At 63.0% G+C, this 15,347-nt stretch carries 15 protein-coding genes; 4 read left to right on the forward strand and 11 right to left on the reverse strand.

The genetic code is table 11. The features are described from left to right. Positions 1 to 138: 138 nt before the first annotated feature. From FB481_RS00250 to FB481_RS00265, 4 genes are read right to left on the reverse strand one after another with little or no spacing between them, the layout of a single operon-like run. Positions 139 to 768, reverse strand: coding sequence for an ABC-type transport auxiliary lipoprotein family protein (locus FB481_RS00250; RefSeq protein WP_147174736.1), 630 nt, complete (start codon positions 766 to 768; stop codon positions 139 to 141). Further along, complete coding sequence (locus tag FB481_RS00255) at positions 765 to 1,682, reverse strand: MlaD family protein (protein WP_093499929.1); 918 nt, start codon at positions 1,680 to 1,682, stop codon at positions 765 to 767. The genes FB481_RS00250 and FB481_RS00255 overlap by 4 nt, the downstream gene beginning before the upstream one ends. Beyond that, positions 1,683 to 2,462, reverse strand: a complete 780-nt coding sequence (locus FB481_RS00260; RefSeq protein ID WP_147174737.1) for an ABC transporter ATP-binding protein — start codon at positions 2,460 to 2,462, stop codon at positions 1,683 to 1,685. Beyond that, entirely contained in the window at positions 2,459 to 3,589 is a 1,131-nt protein-coding gene (locus tag FB481_RS00265) for an ABC transporter permease (protein WP_147174738.1), read from the reverse strand. Before FB481_RS00265 ends, FB481_RS00260 begins: the two co-directional genes overlap by 4 nt. 228 nt (positions 3,590 to 3,817) lie before the next feature. Here FB481_RS00265 and FB481_RS00270 point away from each other — a divergent pair, with 228 nt between their 5' ends. Both FB481_RS00270 and FB481_RS00275 read left to right on the forward strand, forming a co-directional pair. Continuing rightward, entirely contained in the window at positions 3,818 to 4,420 is a 603-nt protein-coding gene (locus FB481_RS00270; RefSeq protein WP_093499924.1) for a nitroreductase family protein, read from the forward strand. A 106-nt stretch (positions 4,421 to 4,526) separates the two neighbouring features. Beyond that, the gene (locus tag FB481_RS00275) at positions 4,527 to 4,946 is read left to right on the forward strand and encodes an HPF/RaiA family ribosome-associated protein (protein ID WP_093499922.1); all 420 of its coding nucleotides are present in this window, start codon (positions 4,527 to 4,529) and stop codon (positions 4,944 to 4,946) included. A 118-nt stretch (positions 4,947 to 5,064) separates the two neighbouring features. Here the strand turns inward: FB481_RS00275 and FB481_RS00280 are convergent, their stop codons facing one another. Further along, entirely contained in the window at positions 5,065 to 5,568 is a 504-nt protein-coding gene (locus FB481_RS00280; protein WP_147174739.1) for a hypothetical protein, read from the reverse strand. 412 nt (positions 5,569 to 5,980) lie between these two features. On the opposite strand from FB481_RS00280, the gene FB481_RS00285 reads away from it, so the two are divergent. Then, the gene (locus tag FB481_RS00285; protein ID WP_147174740.1) at positions 5,981 to 7,144 is read left to right on the forward strand and encodes an iron-containing alcohol dehydrogenase; all 1,164 of its coding nucleotides are present in this window, start codon (positions 5,981 to 5,983) and stop codon (positions 7,142 to 7,144) included. A gap of 72 nt (positions 7,145 to 7,216) precedes the next feature. Further along, a complete protein-coding gene (locus tag FB481_RS00290; RefSeq protein ID WP_147174741.1) occupies positions 7,217 to 7,651 on the forward strand; it encodes a thioesterase family protein in 435 nt (144 codons plus the stop codon). A 42-nt stretch (positions 7,652 to 7,693) separates the two neighbouring features. Here the strand turns inward: FB481_RS00290 and FB481_RS00295 are convergent, their stop codons facing one another. From FB481_RS00295 to FB481_RS00320, 6 genes are all read right to left on the reverse strand, one after another. Beyond that, positions 7,694 to 8,125 carry a glycine zipper domain-containing protein gene (locus tag FB481_RS00295; RefSeq protein ID WP_147174742.1) on the reverse strand — a complete coding sequence of 144 codons (432 nt, stop codon included), beginning with the start codon at positions 8,123 to 8,125 and terminating at the stop codon, positions 7,694 to 7,696. 204 nt (positions 8,126 to 8,329) lie between these two features. After that, complete coding sequence (locus FB481_RS00300) at positions 8,330 to 9,049, reverse strand: TorF family putative porin (RefSeq protein ID WP_147174743.1); 720 nt, start codon at positions 9,047 to 9,049, stop codon at positions 8,330 to 8,332. Positions 9,050 to 9,359: 310 nt separating this feature from the next. After that, a complete protein-coding gene (locus tag FB481_RS00305; protein ID WP_147174744.1) occupies positions 9,360 to 11,681 on the reverse strand; it encodes an FdhF/YdeP family oxidoreductase in 2,322 nt (773 codons plus the stop codon). After that, positions 11,678 to 12,511, reverse strand: coding sequence for a formate dehydrogenase accessory sulfurtransferase FdhD (fdhD, locus tag FB481_RS00310; protein WP_178109808.1), 834 nt, complete (start codon positions 12,509 to 12,511; stop codon positions 11,678 to 11,680). Before fdhD ends, FB481_RS00305 begins: the two co-directional genes overlap by 4 nt. Before the next feature lie 165 nt (positions 12,512 to 12,676). Beyond that, the gene (locus FB481_RS00315) at positions 12,677 to 13,009 is read right to left on the reverse strand and encodes a PilZ domain-containing protein (RefSeq protein ID WP_093499908.1); all 333 of its coding nucleotides are present in this window, start codon (positions 13,007 to 13,009) and stop codon (positions 12,677 to 12,679) included. Positions 13,010 to 13,018: 9 nt separating this feature from the next. Beyond that, complete coding sequence (locus FB481_RS00320) at positions 13,019 to 15,271, reverse strand: DUF1631 domain-containing protein (RefSeq protein ID WP_147174746.1); 2,253 nt, start codon at positions 15,269 to 15,271, stop codon at positions 13,019 to 13,021. Positions 15,272 to 15,347: the final 76 nt, after the last annotated feature.

Genomic DNA, 15,347 nt, shown 5'->3' on the forward strand with positions numbered 1-15,347 from the left:
TGTGAGTGATCACATCGGCCGTTTTTTATTATGCAGCGATAGCTGTCATCGACCTGTGGGAGCGCGCCATGCGCGCGAAAATCACGGGCATGGCCCGTTCCCACAGGAGCCAGCTCTAATGCTCGCTACTAACAGTTTTCAGGGCTTGCTGTTATCCGGCGCATTGTGTCGGCCTTCTTGCACTACCCAATCGATCAGCTGGCGCGACAACTGGTCATTGGCAGCGCCGAATGTCTTAACCACCGATTCCACCGCCGTGTCCCCAGCGATCTGTCGCACTTCGAAACGCCGGCTGGCGAGGATGCGCTGGTTGCCAGCCTGCACCAGGCGGGCATCGAGCAGGATATGCACTTCCGGCCGTCCGTTGCGGTACTCGCTCTGGAAGGCGCGTAGATCGCTACTCAATTCCAGGTCGGCCTGCAGGCGACCGTCGTCGCTACTGACGGCGCCGACTCGGCCGTCATCGAGGAGGGCGCCGATCAGCCGGTCGCGAAAAAGCGCTGGCGCGCGGTCGCTCCAGCGGGCGCCCTGGTAGGCGCTGATGCGATCGCCTTGCGGCAGCACGGCGATGCGCGGGCTGTCCAGCAACTGGCTGCTCTGCGGGCGGTTGACCCGCAGCGACCAGCTTTCCCGCTGCTCCCCGGCTGCACGCACCGGCAGGTTGCTCGGCAGCAAGTACACCTCGAGTGGCTCGCCCTTGGGCAGAACCGAACAGGCACTGAGCAGGCCGGTCAGCAATAGAGCGCCGGCAGTGACGAATACCTTCATGGCTGAAACTCCTTGATGCTGTCGCTGCGCAGCAGATAACCGGCCGGGTCTTCTTCCAGGCGCCGCGAGAACGAGCGCAACGAGCCCAGGGTGTCGCGCAGTTCGTTGATCGCCGGGCCGAGTTCGCCGATGCCCTGCATACCACCATCAAGGGCGGCGCGGTTGTCCTGCAGCAGCTGTTCGATATTGCTGCTGCTGCGCTCCAGCGAGGCTGCCAGGCGCTCGGCGCTTTCCATTGTGTTCTGCGCCGGGCCGCTGAACAGCTTGTTGGCGTTGTTCATCAGGGCGCTGGCCTCACGGCCGGCGGCAGACATTTGCGCGAGCGCTTCGCGCAGTTCCTCGCGTTGTTCGGAAACGCTGGCGGTGATCTGTTCCAGGTTGCGCAGGGTCTTGGCGATGTTCTCGGTGTTCTCGCGGGAGAACATGGCATTGGCGCGATCGAGCAGGCGCGTCACGCTGACCATCAGGTCTTCGCCATTGGCCATCAGCCGCGACAGCGGCGAGCGGTCGGCGATGATCACCGGTGTGCGGCCGTTGCTGGCTTTTAGCGCCGGGCTCTCGGGGGAGCCGCCGTGTAACTGGATCACCGCGCCGCCGGTGATATTGGTGATGGTGAGGCGCGCGCGGGTATCTTCCTTGATTGGCGTGGCGCTGGTGATGCGGATATTGGCGTGCACCTTGCGCGGGTCCTGCGGGTCCAGGGTCAGGCTGGTGACGTCACCGACGCGGATGCCGCTGTATTGTACGGCGCTGCCCTGGGACAGGCCGTTGACCGCCTCGGTGAAGATCACCTCATAGTGGTTGAATTGCTTGTCGGCGCTGGATTTGCCCAGCCAAAGGGCAAATATCAGGATGGCGCTGACGACCGCCACCGTGAACATGCCGATCAAGACGTGATGGGCCCGTGGTTCCATTCAGCTAATCCTCGCTGCAGCCTGTTCGGCCGCGCGTCCGCGCGGGCCATGGAAATAGTCGTGTATCCAGGGATCGTCGGTGGCGGCGACCACGTCAAGCGTGTCGGCCACCAGCACCCGCTTCTGCGACAGCACGGCGACGCGGTCGCACAGGGTGTAGAGCGTATCCAGGTCGTGGGTGACCAGAAATACGCTGAGCCCCAAGGCGTCGCGCAGGGTGCGGATCAACTGGTCGAAGGCCGCTGCGCCTATCGGGTCGAGTCCGGCGGTCGGCTCGTCGAGAAACAGGATGTCCGGCTCCAGCGCCAGGGCGCGGGCCAGGGCGGCGCGCTTGACCATGCCGCCGGACAGCTCGGTCGGGTACTTGTCGCCGGCGTAGCCGGGCAGGCCGACCAGCGCCACCTTGGATCTGGCGAGGCGCTCGGCCTCGGCGCGATTTAGCCCAGCATGCTCGATCAGCGGCAGCGCGATGTTCTCCAGCACGGTGAGCGAGGAGAATAGTGCGCCGCGCTGGTAGAGCACGCCGAAGCGCCGTTCCAGCGCTGAGCGGCGCCCGGCGGGCAGCGTCAGCAGATCCTCACCGAACACCCGCACGGTGCCGGCGTTGGGCTCGCGCAGGCCGACGATGGTGCGCAGCAGCACCGACTTGCCGGTGCCCGAGCCGCCCACCACGCCGAGCACTTCGCCGCGATACAGGTCCAGATCCAGGTGCTGATGCACCACCTGCGGGCCGAACTGATTGGTCAGGTCGCGGACCTGGATGATCGCTTCGCCCTTCACCAGCCCATCTCCATCAAAAACAGCGCGGCCACGGCATCGACCACGATGACCACGAAGATCGACTGCACCACGCTGGAGGTGGTGCGTTCGCCCACCGACTGCGCGCTGCCGGTGACCTTGAAGCCTTCCAGGCAGCCGATCACCGCGATCAGGAAGGCGAAGATCGGTGCCTTGCCCATGCCGACCAGAAAGTGATTGAGCGGGATGTTCTCCTGCAGCAGGTGCAGGAACATCGACGGTGAAATATCCAGGGTGATCAGGCACACCATGGCACCGCCGAGCATGCCGCAGACCATGGCGATAAAGGTCAGCAGTGGCAGGGCGATCAGCATGGCGAAAACCCGCGGTAGCACCAGCAACTCCATGGGGTTGAGGCCCAGGGTGCGGATCGCGTCTATCTCCTCGTTGGCCTTCATCGAGCCGATCTGCGCGGTGAAGGCGCTTGCAGTGCGGCCGGCCATGAGGATGGCGGTCAGCAGCACGCCGAACTCGCGCAGGAAAGAGAAGGCCACCAGATTGACCGTGTAGATGGTCGCGCCGAAGTCGCGAAGAATGGTAGCGCCCAGAAAGGCCACCACGGCGCCGACCAAAAAGGTCAGTAGGGCAATGATCGGCACCGCGTTGAGGCCGATCTGTTCGAGGTGCGACGCCAGGGATGTCAGGCGCCAGCGCCGCGGGTTGAGCAGAATCAGCAGCATGGTGCTGAGCGTCAGGCCGACGAAACCCAAGAGGCCTACGGCCTTGTGCCAGACGCCTTCGACCACCTCACCGATATGCCCGAAGAACTCACGCCAGCTGGAGCGGGGCGGGTGCTCGGCTGCCTGCTGGTCGTGCTGCATGGCGGTGGCGACGGTGTGCAGCAGGGCGCGGCGTTCCTCGCTGAGCGCGCCTTCGGGCAGCAGGGCGATCAGCCGCTTGGCGCCGATGAGTTCGACCAGCAGGCTGGCGCCGGCGGTGTCCAGGGCATTTAGGTCGCTGAGGTCGGTGCGGCTGTGCTCGCCCAGTGCCGACCGCGCTTTGTCGACCTGCGCCAGCAGCGTGGCGTAGTGGGCGAGCGTCCAGTCTCCACCTACCTTCAGCGCTTCGGCGTCGGCAGCGGGCAGGCTGATGTAGGGCAAGTGGGTCATGGTCGACAGCTTAGCGCTCGGTGCTTGCGTTGGAACAGCCGGCAATAGGCCGCAGCGGCGGCGTACCGGTATCAGGGCGGGCCCTGTTGGCTCTGGTCAATCGACTCGCAGGGCGCGGCAGGGGTTCGGATAAATCGTTACAGGCGATGAATTGCATCGGAATGCTCCAGTAGCGCTGGCGCCTCGGCTTGCCTAGCATGCTGTGTTTTCCATCCTGTGGAGTTTGCCATGCATATCGATGAAGCCATTCGCAGCCGCCGCGCCGTCAAAGGCTACGACGCCGGTTTTACCCTGAGCGCTGAAGAGAAGAACGAGTTGCTGCAACTGGCGCTGCTCGCACCAACGGCCTTCAACCTGCAGCACGTGCGCCTGGTGGAAGTCAGCGACCCAGCTCTGCGTCAACAGATTCGTGCGGTAGGTTGGGATCAGGCACAGATGACCGATGCTTCGATGCTGGTGGTGATCTGTGCCCAGCTCGACAGCTGGGAAAAGAATGCGAGCCGCGTGTGGGAAGGCGCACCTGCCGAGGTGCAGCAGTTCATGGCCGGCGCCATCGACAACTATTACCGCGGCAAGCCACAGGTGCAGCGCGACGAAACCATGCGCAGCTGTGGCCTGGTAGCGCAGACCCTGATGCTCGCCGCCCGCGGCAAAGGCTTGGATTCCTGCCCCATGGACGGCTTTGATTTCGACGCCGTAGCCAAGCTGATCAACCTGCCGGACAACCACGTGATTGGCCTGATGGTTGCCGTTGGCAAGAAGGCTGTCGAGGCCAAGCCGCGCATCGGTAAGCTACCGTTCGATGAAGCCGTGATCCGCGACCGCTTCTGATCATAACCGCCGCTGTCGTATTCACCGGCAGCGGCGGCAATCAGCAGGAACCTAGTCCCACCCGCCTGCCTCCAACCTCGTAGACCCGTCAGAAGCGAGGAAGACCATGCAAGTTCATGTGAACAGCAACCATATCGAAGGCAGCGCACGTCTACACGAATGGGTGAGCGCATCCGTGGCGGATCGACTGGACCGGTACGATGAATTCCTGTCGCGGGTGGAAGTGCATATCAGCGACGAGAACGGCGGCAAGAGTGGCGCCGATGATAAACGCTGCCAGATCGAAGCGCGCCCCAAGGGGCACCAGCCGCTGTCCGTGACCCACAAGGCCGAGTCCCTGGAGCAGGCCATCGACGGTGCTGCGGAGAAGATGCGCCATGCTCTCGAACATCTGGTGGGCAAGCTTGAGACCAAGCCGGTCGGCACTGGTCATCTGCAACAACAGCTCGAAGGCGAGGCGGAAAACGCCGATGCGCTGCTGCAGGAGGAGTTCCTGGAGCGCCAGGAGGCCCTCGGCAAAGAGTGAGCTAATCAGGGCGTTCACGTCACAATGAGCGCCCTCGCTGCAAACTATTCATAAAAAACCAGCCCCCGATCAGATCGAACAAATGATCTGATCGGGGGCTGGTTTTTTCAGGCGGTTATCAAGCTACCAAGCTGCGGCCGATAAAGTCCGGCGATGCGGTCTGGCGGTAGGTCGAAATTGCCTCGGCAGCGAGCCGTGGGCTGACCTGTGCGGTATTTGCCGCCGGTGGGGTTACTTCCGTCTGCACGCGCTGGCGGGCCAGGCTTTCGGCGGACAGTGGGTTGAGCACTTCCTGACGCTGCTCCTGAAGTGCCTCAAGCCGCTGTTCGCGTTGCTGCTCCTCGAGCGCTCGGGCTGCTTCCTGGCGCTCCTGACGCGCCTGCAATGCGCGTTCCTCTGCCTCCTCCTGTTGGGCGATCCGCTCTTCACGGGCTTCGCTTAGCCGCTCCTGGCGCTCCTGATCCAGGCGTCGGCGCTCCAGCAGCTGTTCCTGAGCGTCGCTCAAGCGCTGCGCCGCGGGTGTTGACCGGTCAATTGCACTGCTCTGCAGACCGTTGTTGGTATTGCCAAGTGGCCGATAGCTGTACTGGCCGATATTCATGCCGTCGATGGAAAGGGGCATGAGTCACCTCCGTCTTTCGCTTCGATGACTGAAGTCTAAATCGAGCCAGCGGCAGGCTTTAGGCGGATATGTCATAAGCTCAAGAACGGGATGGACTAGCACTTTTTACGGGGGTAATTGTCGTCTTCGGAGACGATCTTCGTGCATATGCTGGAAAGCCGCGTGATTGCTGGGCTGCGCGATATCGCCTGAAGCAACCACATGGCAGGCGTGCTGACGCCCCTTGAGCCGAGCGCCTATCGGCGGCAGCCAACCAATCGACGAATGGCAGCTGCTGCGTGCTTTTCCGGGCAGATATGGGCTCACGGCCTACTATGAACAGAGGCCATGCCGAGACGCTGCGGTGCGAGGGTGACAGGGGCACGGTCTTTCTTGCGCGCGACAGCGCGCCGCACAGAACGAGGACCGCGCCATGCAGCCATTCAGCTTTGCCACAGCCTCCCATCTCATCTGCGAACCCGGAGCCGTTCAGCGGCTCGTGCCGTTATGTCAGGCCTGGGGCGCGCGCTCCGTGGTGCTGGTGACCGACGCCGGCGTGGCCCGGCAGGATTTCTGCGAAGCGGTACGTAGCGCCTTCGCCAGGAGCGGGGTGGCGCTGCACGTATTCGATGGCGTGGTGGCACAGGCGCCGGAAACCGTGATCGACAAGGCTGCACAGTTCGCCCGGGAAGTTCAGGCCAATCTGGTGATCGGCTTTGGCGGCGGCAGCTCGCTGGATGTGGCCAAGCTGGTCGCCCAGCTGGCCCATCCCGATTGTCGGCAAACCTTGAGTGATCTCTACGGCGTCGACAAGGCAGCGGGGCAGCGGTTGCCCCTGATCCAGGTGCCGACCACCGCTGGCAGCGGTTCCGAAGTCACGCCCATCGCCGTGGTCACGACCAGGCATGCGACGCGGGTCGCGGTTGTTTCTGCACGGCTGTTGCCGGATCTCGCCTTGCTCGATGCCGAACTCACCCTGCAGTTGCCGGCGCCGGTCACTGCCGCCTGCGGTATGTTGGCCATGGGGCATGCCGTGGAGGCCTACACGGGCGCGCGGCGCAAGAATCCGCTGTCCGACATGCTCGCCCGTGAAGCCTTGAGCCTGCTGGGCGCTAACCTGGACGATGCGGTGCATAACGGCACCAATCTCGAGGCGCGACAGGCCATGCTGCTGGGCGCCTGCCTGGCCGGGCAGGCCTATGCCAATGCGCCGCTGGCGGCAGTGCATGCGCTGGCGTATCCATTGGGTGGGCATTGTCATGTACCCCATGGCGTCAGCACGGCGGTGCTGTTGCCCCATGTATTGGGCTTCAACGCTTCGGTAGCGGCGCCGCTCTACGAGGAATTGGCGCCCCTGCTGTTGGGCGAGCGCCTGCGCGCTGGCGATGCTACGGATCACACCGAGCAGTTCATCATCGAGCTGGCCGATCTCAGTGAGCGCAGCGGTTTGCCCGCGCGCCTGCGCGATGTGGGCGTCGAGCAGGATCTGCTGCCGCGCCTGGCCACCGACGCCATGCTGCATGAGCGGCTACTGGTCAACAATCCTCGGCAAATGACCCAGGCCCACGCACTGGCCATCTATCAAGTTGCCTACTGAGCAGGGCGCAGTTGTCACCTCGGCAGGAGGCCGGCACCATGCCGGCTCCTGTCTTTCTGCGAGGTGGCACCCATGCAACAGCCGCAGCACCTGCGTGAGCACTATCGTCACTTCCAGCCGATCACCACGCGCTGGCACGACAACGACCTGTATGGCCACGTCAACAACGTCACCTACTACAGCTATTTCGATACGGCTGTGAACAGCTACCTGATCGAGGTTGGCGGCCTGGATATTCACCGTGGCGAGGTGGTGGGTTTCGTGGTGAGTTCTAGCTGTGACTATTTCGAGTCGATTGCCTTTCCCGAGCGCATCGAGGTCGGCCTTCGGGTCGGCAAGCTGGGCAACAGCTCGGTGCAGTACGAGCTCGCGGTCTTTAGGGAGGGACGCCAACAGGCCTGTGCGGCAGGGCGCTTCGTGCATGTGTTCGTGGATCGTCAGAGCAACCAGCCGGTGACTATTCCCCAGGTGTTACGCCAGGCGATGGAGCGTCTGCTGGCGGCCTGAACGATCAAGGGCGCCGAAGCGCCCTTGATGATGAAGTGATGATTAGCGGTGACGATGCTTTTGGTGACGTTTGTGGTGCTTCTTGCCATGGCGATGGCCGTCGCGATAGCGCGTTTCATGGCGGTTGCTGTCCGCCACCTCATTGGCCAGCGCGCCACCAGCTGCGCCGCCCAGACCTGCACCGATGGTCGATCCGGTGCTGCCGCCAAACTGATTGCCCAGTACCGAGCCGCCGGCCGCGCCCAGGCCACCACCCAGCGCTGCTTCGGTCTTGTTGCGTGAACTGATGGCACCACCGGCGGCGCCACCCAGGCCTGCACCGATTGCAGCGCCTGTGCTGCCTCCCAGCTGCTGACCGACAATATTGCCCAGCGCGCCGCCAACACCGCTGCCAATGGCAGTCTTGGTGGTATCGGCATAAGCCAGGGGAGAAATCATTGCACTGAAGGCCAGTGCGCTAAGGAATGTACGCATCGCGTAACCCTCGAAGATGACCCTTGCGGGCGTAGCCCATGGCATGGCCATGGTTCCAACGGCCATCGAACAGTGCCGATGACATCTCCTTAGAGCGGGCGCGCATACGAAATTCCCTTGAGTGCTATTAAAGATACATGGATGAATGTATCAAGATGTGTTTAGGGTTCAGTTGCTTACGGAGGTTTTGGCCAGTCGAAGCGTCTAGAAAAGGGACCGCGACGCTTTGATCGAGAACCAGCCTTCGCACTCGGTGTTGTGGCCCGAATAGGCCGCGCAGGCGTCGCCGCTCAGGGTCGAGTCCGAATAGGAAAAGTCGAAGTCGATGCCTTTCCATGGGCGCGAAAGGCTCATTGACCAGTCATTGAACGAGCTGACTCGCCCGCCGCCGGCGATCTGCTTGGGTGTTTCGAGCAGGTGATTGCCGTAGCGCACGATCACCGACATGCCCAACAGCTTCACACGGCCAAGATCGGCCAACATCGTGCTGTTGAAGAGGTTCGGGTCATTGCTGAAGGAGAAGCCGAAGCGGCGCTTGTCGTACGTCAGGCCGGCGTACAGGTCCTGGCTGTCCAGATAGCTGTAGCCAGGGTGGCTGTAACGAATGGTGCCGACTTCATAACCGAGCGAGTCGACGAACTGCTGACGGTAGCCAACGTAGCTGTTGATCTCCATCTTGCTGCCCGGGCTGATGCCCAGGCTGGGCGACCACTGGCCCAGATACCAACCGCTCGGGTGGCTCAGGTCTAGCCCGCCATGAAAGGTGCCGCCGCTCTCGGGTTTGACCAGCCCTTGCGCCATGCTGCGGCTTGGCGTGGTGCCCAGCGTCAGTTCGTAGTCGCCCAATTCGCGCTCCATGAGCGCTGCCTGGGCGTTCAGGCTGAGCAGCACCGCCCCAAGCAGGACGGCAGATGAAAACCGCATGGTATTCCCTCCCGTTGCTGGCCAATGACGTTGATGCCGGGCGGCTCGGAGAGGCCTGGCAGTCAATGGCACGGTTGTCACTCGTTTGGCAGAAACCCGAAGGGCCACATCGTGGCGTGGGCGCAACTACGCGCTTCGATTGAGCGCTTGTGGACACGTTAACCGAGGTGGATAACGGCAAAGGGACATCAGAGGGTAAGTTTCGTCGATAAGTGCCGCATTTCCGACGAACTGCAGCTTTTTCTCGGAAGGGAGCTAAGAGCTCTTCACCTCGGGCTGGTAGCCCGAGGTGAAGACGGTGTGGCCGCGTTTACAGAATGCGTGTGGTTTCCTGCGCAGCGTGCAGGCGGATGGCGACGAACTTCGAGGTCGGCGTGTGGCTACCAATGCCAACGCTCTGCAGCGGCACCAGCGGGTTGGCTTCCGGGTAGTAGGCAGCTGCCTGGCCGGCCGGAATATCGAAGGCCAGCAGGGTGAAGCCGACCACCTTGCGCTCGACGCCGTCGTCCCACAGTGAGGTGATGTCCACCTTCTGCCCATGCTTGTAACCCAGGCGGGTGAGATCGGCTTCGTTGACGAACAGCACGTCACGCTGGCCGCGAACGCCACGGTAACGGTCATCAAGGCCGTAGATGGTGGTGTTGTACTGGTCGTGGGAGCGCATGGTCTGCAGGATCAGGTCCGGTGTCTGACCACTGTTGCGCACCTGGGGTGGCAGCAGGTCGGCGAGCAGGGCGTTGGACTTGAAGTTGGCCTTGCCGGTGTTGGTTTTCCACTGACGTGCGCCGGCCGAGTTACCCAGGTAGAAACCGCCCGGATGTTGGACACGGGCATTGAAATCCTGGAAGCCGGGAATGGTGTCGGCGATCAGGTCGCGGATGCGACTGTAGTCGGCGATCATCGCGTCCCAGTCGACCGGGTGATTGCCCAGGGTAGCCTTGGCGATGCCGGCGACGATGGCCGGCTCCGAACGCATCTCCTTGGACAGCGGCTCCAGCTGGCCGTAGGAGGCGTGGATCATGCTGAAGGAGTCTTCAACGGTGATCGCTTGCGGGCCGCTGGCCTGGATGTCGATGTCGGTACGGCCCAGGCAAGGCAGGATCAGCGCATCCTTGCCGGTGGTCAGGTGGCTGCGGTTGAGCTTGGTGCTGATCTGCACGGTCAGGTCGCAGTTCTGCAGCGCCTGGTGAGTGCGCGGGCTGTCCGGCGTGGCCTGGGCGAAGTTGCCGCCCAGGGCGATGAACACCTTGGCCTGGCCGTCGACCATGGCATTGATGGCTTCAACGGTGTTGTGGCCGTTGTCGCGGGGCACCTTGAACTGGAAGCGCTTCTCGATATTGTCGAGCAGCAGCACTGGCGGGCGATCGTTGATGCCCATGGTGCGGTCGCCCTGCACGTTGCTGTGACCGCGAACCGGGCACAGGCCGGCGCCGGGGCGGCCGAGGTTGCCGCGCAGCAATTGCAGGTTGACGATTTCCTGGATGGTGGCCACCGAGTGGACGTGCTGGGTGATGCCCATCGCCCAGCACATGATCACTTTCTCGGCGCGGCGGTACATCAGCGCTGCCTGCTCGATTTCCGCCAGGGTCAGGCCGGACTGCTCGACCAGCGACTCCCAGGAGGTTTCGTCGAGCACGGCGAGATAGGCATCGACGCCATCGGTGTGTTCGGCGATGAAGGCGTGGTCGAACACAGGTTTCTCGCCCTTGGCGACCGCCTCGCGCTCCCACTGCAGCAGGAACTTGGCGATACCGCGCAGCGCCGCCATGTCGCCACCCAGGGCTGGGCGGAAGAAGGCGGTATTGAGCGGCTCGGAGCCGTTGGTGAGCATTTCCAGGGCGTGCTGCGGGTGCTGGAAACGCTCCAGACCACGCTCCTTGAGTGGGTTGAAGGCGACGACCTGGGCGCCACGCTTGACCGCCTCACGCAGCGGCTCGAGCATGCGCGGGTGGTTGGTGCCCGGGTTCTGCCCAAGCACGAAGATGGCATCGGCGTGTTCGAAGTCGGCGAAGGTCACGCTGCCCTTGCCGATGCCGACGCTCTGGATCAGTGCGACGCCGCTGGCTTCGTGGCACATGTTCGAACAGTCGGGGAAGTTGTTGGTGCCATAGGCGCGCACGAACAGCTGATAGAGGAACGCCGCCTCGTTGCTGGCACGGCCCGAGGTGTAGAACTCGGCCTGGTTGGGGGTCGCAAGGTTCTTCAGGTGCTTGGCGATCAGGCTGAAGGCGTCGTCCCAGGAGGTCGGCACGTAGCGGTCGGTGGCCGCGTCATAGCGCATCGGTTCGGTCAGACGGCCCTGATATTCCAGCCAGTAGTCGCTTTGCTCGCGCAACTGGCTGACCGAATACCTGGCGAAGAACTTGGCATCGACGCGGCGCTTGGTGGCTTCCCAGTTGACGGCCTTGGCGCCGTTCTCGCAGAACTTGATGCGGCCGTCTTCCGGCGAATCGCCCCACGCGCAGCCCGGGCAGTCGAAGCCGCCGTTCTGGTTGGTCTTGAGCAGCGCGCGCAGGTTCTTGAACGGCTGTTTGCTGTCCAGCCAGAACTGGGTGACGCTGATCAGCGCACCCCAACCGGCGGCAGCGCCTTTGTAGGGTTTGTAACGCGGGTTCACGGGTTGCAGGCTCATGGCTGTTCTTCTCTTGCAGGCGGAGCAGGGCTGTAGACCCGCGGCGCGCTGTGGTGGGGCAAATGAATCAGGTTGAGGTTGTGCCGGCGCGCCCATTGCACGGTCAGGGCGGTCGGTGCCGACAGGCTGACCAGATTGCCGATGCCGGCTCTGACCGCCTTGTGAATCAGTTCCAGGCTGCAGCGGCTGGTGACCACCGCAAAGCCCTGGCGTACATCGTGTTTCTCGCGCAGCAACGCGCCGATCAGCTTGTCCAGCGCGTTGTGCCGGCCTATGTCTTCTCGGCAGGCTTTGATTTCGCCGCTTGCGTCGACATATAGCGCGGCATGCAGCGCGCCGCTGCGGCGCGCCAAGTCCTGTACGGCGGCGATGCGCTCGCGTAGATCGACCAGGTGCGCGGCGTCGGGTAGCTCGACTTTCTCCAGAGTGGCCAGCTGCGGCAACGCCTGGTCAAGCGCTTCCACGCCACACAGGCCGCAACCGCTGGTGCCGGCCAGTTGCCTGCGCTGCTGCTTCATCGCCCAGAAGGCGCGGCTGCTGATTTCCACTTCGGCGCTGATGGCCGGGCCGAGGTGGTGTAGGCGGATGTCATAAATATCGTCGATGGAGTCGACGACCGCGCTGCTCAGGCTGAACCCGGCAATGAAATCTTCGACCGCCGTAGGCGACACCATCATCACAGCATGGCTGATGCCGTTGTAGCTGATGGCCAGTGCGCTTTCCTGGGCCAGAACGGCAGAGCCCTGGTTTTCCGGGCTGCCAAGCTCGGCATAGGCATAACCTTGCGGCTGCTGGTCAGCAGCATCGTTATGACTGGAAATGGCGGACATCTCGGCTGACCGGGGCACGGCAAGCTCCCCTGCGGCGGATTGACACAGAGAAGCCTAGGCGTTTACTGGGCAAGCGTCTAATCGCTGTTGCCGATACTGTGATCGATGTCGTTTATCGGATGTGCGGAAAGCGCTCTATGGCGCCGTTCTGGCGATGTGGCGCGGTTAGCTGCAAGCCTGCAGCTGCTTGAGAAGCTTCTGCAGCTTCTGGGTATTGAGCGCGTCTATGTCGATGATGTGATAGCCCGCCCAGGACGGCTGGCCCGCCTCGCCTTCACGGCTCCATAGGCAGTCGGCGGTAAAGCACAGGTCGTCCACGTCATCGCCCACCAGGCGGCATTCGACCAAGATGTCGGGGGGCTGAGGCGCAGTGCTGCAGAGCATGAAGCCTTCGCTGGACAGATCAGCGATGCGGCCCAGGCAGGTTTCGCCGTGCTGCTCATAGAGCTCGAGCAGCGCGGCGGCCGTGTATCGAGGGTGTTGGCGACGATCATCCATGGAAGGCTCTCAGATGGTTCGTCCGGTCAGTTGCTGGAGCACGCGATAGACGGCCTGTAGAGCGCGGTCGACCATCGGCGCCGCGCGTTCGGGCTTGCTGCGCCGCGCCGTGCCCTGCTGCAGTTCCTCGGCCAGTTGTTCCACCGATTTGACCGCAGCGCGCTGGCCGTTGCGGTCGACGAACATGCAGTTATGGGTGGTGGGGCTGTACCAAGAGAGCTTCAGGGTTTGCCGTTTGCCGCCCAGAATGAAGTCGAACCACGTGCCGAACTCAAGCTTTTCAAGTTGGCTGATCAGCCCCTGATCGGCTGGCTGGCGCTTGCGTGCCGTGGCGAGAAGCGCTGCCTCATCGTCGAGCATGGCTCCGAGGGCGTTGGGGCTTGGTAGACTGAGTTTGGAGGCCAGGTGCGGCTGACCGGCCTGGACGGCGTGCTGACAGGCCACCAGGTCCTGCAGCAGGCGGCGAATATCATCTTCGTGATAACCGCCGAGCAGCATCAGGCCATTGCGCAACTCATCGAGCATCTCAATGCGCAGGCGCTGCAGGCGATCACGTTGCGCGGCATCGAGCAGGGTGCCGCTCCACGCCAGGTTCTCGGCTGTTTCACTGGCGCGCTGCCATTCAGGGCTGCTGGCGCCATGGCGTAGCTGCACGAATACCAGCACGTCGATCCAGGTGCGCTCCAGAAATTGGCGGATTATCGGCGGCGGCGAGCGTCTGGCCAGTGCCTGGGCGATGGCCTTCGCGGCGTTATGGCGGGCGCCGAGCAGCTTGTCGCGGCCTTTGGCTGTCTCCACGGCGCGGCGCTCCTGAAGCTCCACCCGCTGCTTGATACCGCGGGTGAACTCGTCGAACTCACCGAGCAGTATCTCGAACAGGCGCAGGTCGCCACTGAACTGCTGAACCACCTGGCGCACCATCCACTGCACTTTGCTCAGCAGGCCGTAACTGTCCTCTTGGACGCCATAGAGTACGCCGGCCTGGGCCATGGCATTGATCAGCCGGCGGGCTGGATGGTGGGGCTGGCTGAATAGCGCGCGATCCAGTAGCGCCACTTTCAGGCAGGGCGTGTGCAGGTGGGAGAGGGCGACCTTATAGGGTTGCGGCAGGTTCTCGTCATCGAGGATGAAGTCGAAGATCATCCCGACCAGGTCGATGACATCGGTTTCATGGCTGCCGACACGGTGCTGCTGGGGCGCCTCGGTCTGGCTGGCGAGTTGGCGGTGAAGCTCGGTTTTCAGGTCAGTCACCTGCAGCGGACGATCCGGGTGTTGCATGAGGTCGGCGGCGGAGGCCTGTTGCAACCGATTGAGTGCGTCGAGCAGCTCGCCTGCCTCGTAGCTACGCCTGGCACCTGGCGGCGCAAAACTGGCCATGCTTGGCGAACCGTAGAGTGGGCCTATGGCGTGCTGCTGTTTGCGATATTCGGCGAGAAGGTGGTCGAGCCCTTCGGCTAACTGCGCGGCATCGCCGGGTGGGTTCGCCGCCAAGTCGACAGCTGCGGCCTGTGGCGTATTGGCTGCGGGGCTGCTTGCGGCAGGTGAAGGCGACTGCGGATTGCGCGCTGCCGAGAATTTGAGGTTGGGCAGCACGCCTGCTTCGATCAGTCGACTATTAAGGGCTTCATAGAGCGCGTCCAGCCCGTGCATCAGCTGTTTGTCGAACAGGCCGTAGAGCACCAGCTTGATTCGTAGCGGCAATTGGCTCGGTTGTAGTGCGGTCAGCAGAGCGTTGGCAATGCTCTTCGGGGAAAATGGATTGAGCTCGGCAGGTACGGGCTGGCCGTTGTTTAGCAACGCCAGGCGTTTGTCCAGCGCGAACAGCGCCTGAGCGCAACGCGTTTGAACTCGCTGCGCCATGTTGGTGACCTGCAGCGCTTCCTCGTAGGCCTCATTGTCGATCAGCGCCAGGTCTTCGGTCGGAACGTCCTTGGGCTGGCTGACCACCAGCTTGCCGTCGAGGAAGTCAGCGATGCCTTTGGAGATATTCAGGTGATAGTGGCGTTCGATCTGTGGCCGCAGCCTGCGCACTTCGCGCATGCTGTCGAAGAACATGGCCTGAACCTGATTGTTCTCCGCTTGCTCGGCGCATTGAAAGAGAGTGTCGTCGACCTGGGCAAAGGTGCGTGTCAGATGATCCGCCAGGTGATTGAGCACCAGCTTGCGGCAGCTCTGTCCCAACTCGCTGAAGCGCGGCTGGATGCCTCTGCTGGCCAGCGTGCTGGAGATGCCGGGGGATGGCGGCGTGCCTTGAGTGCTCATCTGAGATCCTGAATAAGGCCCGGTGCGGTGCATCAGGCTGTGCAGGTATGCCTCGAAGGTAAAGCAAATGACTACC

The sequence above is a fragment of the Pseudomonas sp. AG1028 genome (genome assembly GCF_007993955.1).
In the GTDB taxonomy this organism is placed as follows: Bacteria; Pseudomonadota; Gammaproteobacteria; order Pseudomonadales; family Pseudomonadaceae; genus Aquipseudomonas; species Aquipseudomonas straminea.

Coding starts and splice junctions, on each gene's coding strand:
- FB481_RS00250 (WP_147174736.1), bottom strand. CDS start 768: ATGAAGGTATTCGTCACTGCCGGCGCTCTATTGCTGACCGGCCTGCTC.
- FB481_RS00255 (WP_093499929.1), bottom strand. CDS start 1,682: ATGGAACCACGGGCCCATCACGTCTTGATCGGCATGTTCACGGTGGCG.
- FB481_RS00265 (WP_147174738.1), bottom strand. CDS start 3,589: ATGACCCACTTGCCCTACATCAGCCTGCCCGCTGCCGACGCCGAAGCG.
- FB481_RS00270 (WP_093499924.1), top strand. CDS start 3,818: ATGCATATCGATGAAGCCATTCGCAGCCGCCGCGCCGTCAAAGGCTAC.
- FB481_RS00275 (WP_093499922.1), top strand. CDS start 4,527: ATGCAAGTTCATGTGAACAGCAACCATATCGAAGGCAGCGCACGTCTA.
- FB481_RS00280 (WP_147174739.1), bottom strand. CDS start 5,568: ATGCCCCTTTCCATCGACGGCATGAATATCGGCCAGTACAGCTATCGG.
- FB481_RS00285 (WP_147174740.1), top strand. CDS start 5,981: ATGCAGCCATTCAGCTTTGCCACAGCCTCCCATCTCATCTGCGAACCC.
- FB481_RS00290 (WP_147174741.1), top strand. CDS start 7,217: ATGCAACAGCCGCAGCACCTGCGTGAGCACTATCGTCACTTCCAGCCG.
- FB481_RS00295 (WP_147174742.1), bottom strand. CDS start 8,125: ATGCGTACATTCCTTAGCGCACTGGCCTTCAGTGCAATGATTTCTCCC.
- FB481_RS00300 (WP_147174743.1), bottom strand. CDS start 9,049: ATGCGGTTTTCATCTGCCGTCCTGCTTGGGGCGGTGCTGCTCAGCCTG.
- FB481_RS00305 (WP_147174744.1), bottom strand. CDS start 11,681: ATGAGCCTGCAACCCGTGAACCCGCGTTACAAACCCTACAAAGGCGCT.
- fdhD (WP_178109808.1), bottom strand. CDS start 12,511: ATGTCCGCCATTTCCAGTCATAACGATGCTGCTGACCAGCAGCCGCAA.
- FB481_RS00315 (WP_093499908.1), bottom strand. CDS start 13,009: ATGGATGATCGTCGCCAACACCCTCGATACACGGCCGCCGCGCTGCTC.
- FB481_RS00320 (WP_147174746.1), bottom strand. CDS start 15,271: ATGAGCACTCAAGGCACGCCGCCATCCCCCGGCATCTCCAGCACGCTG.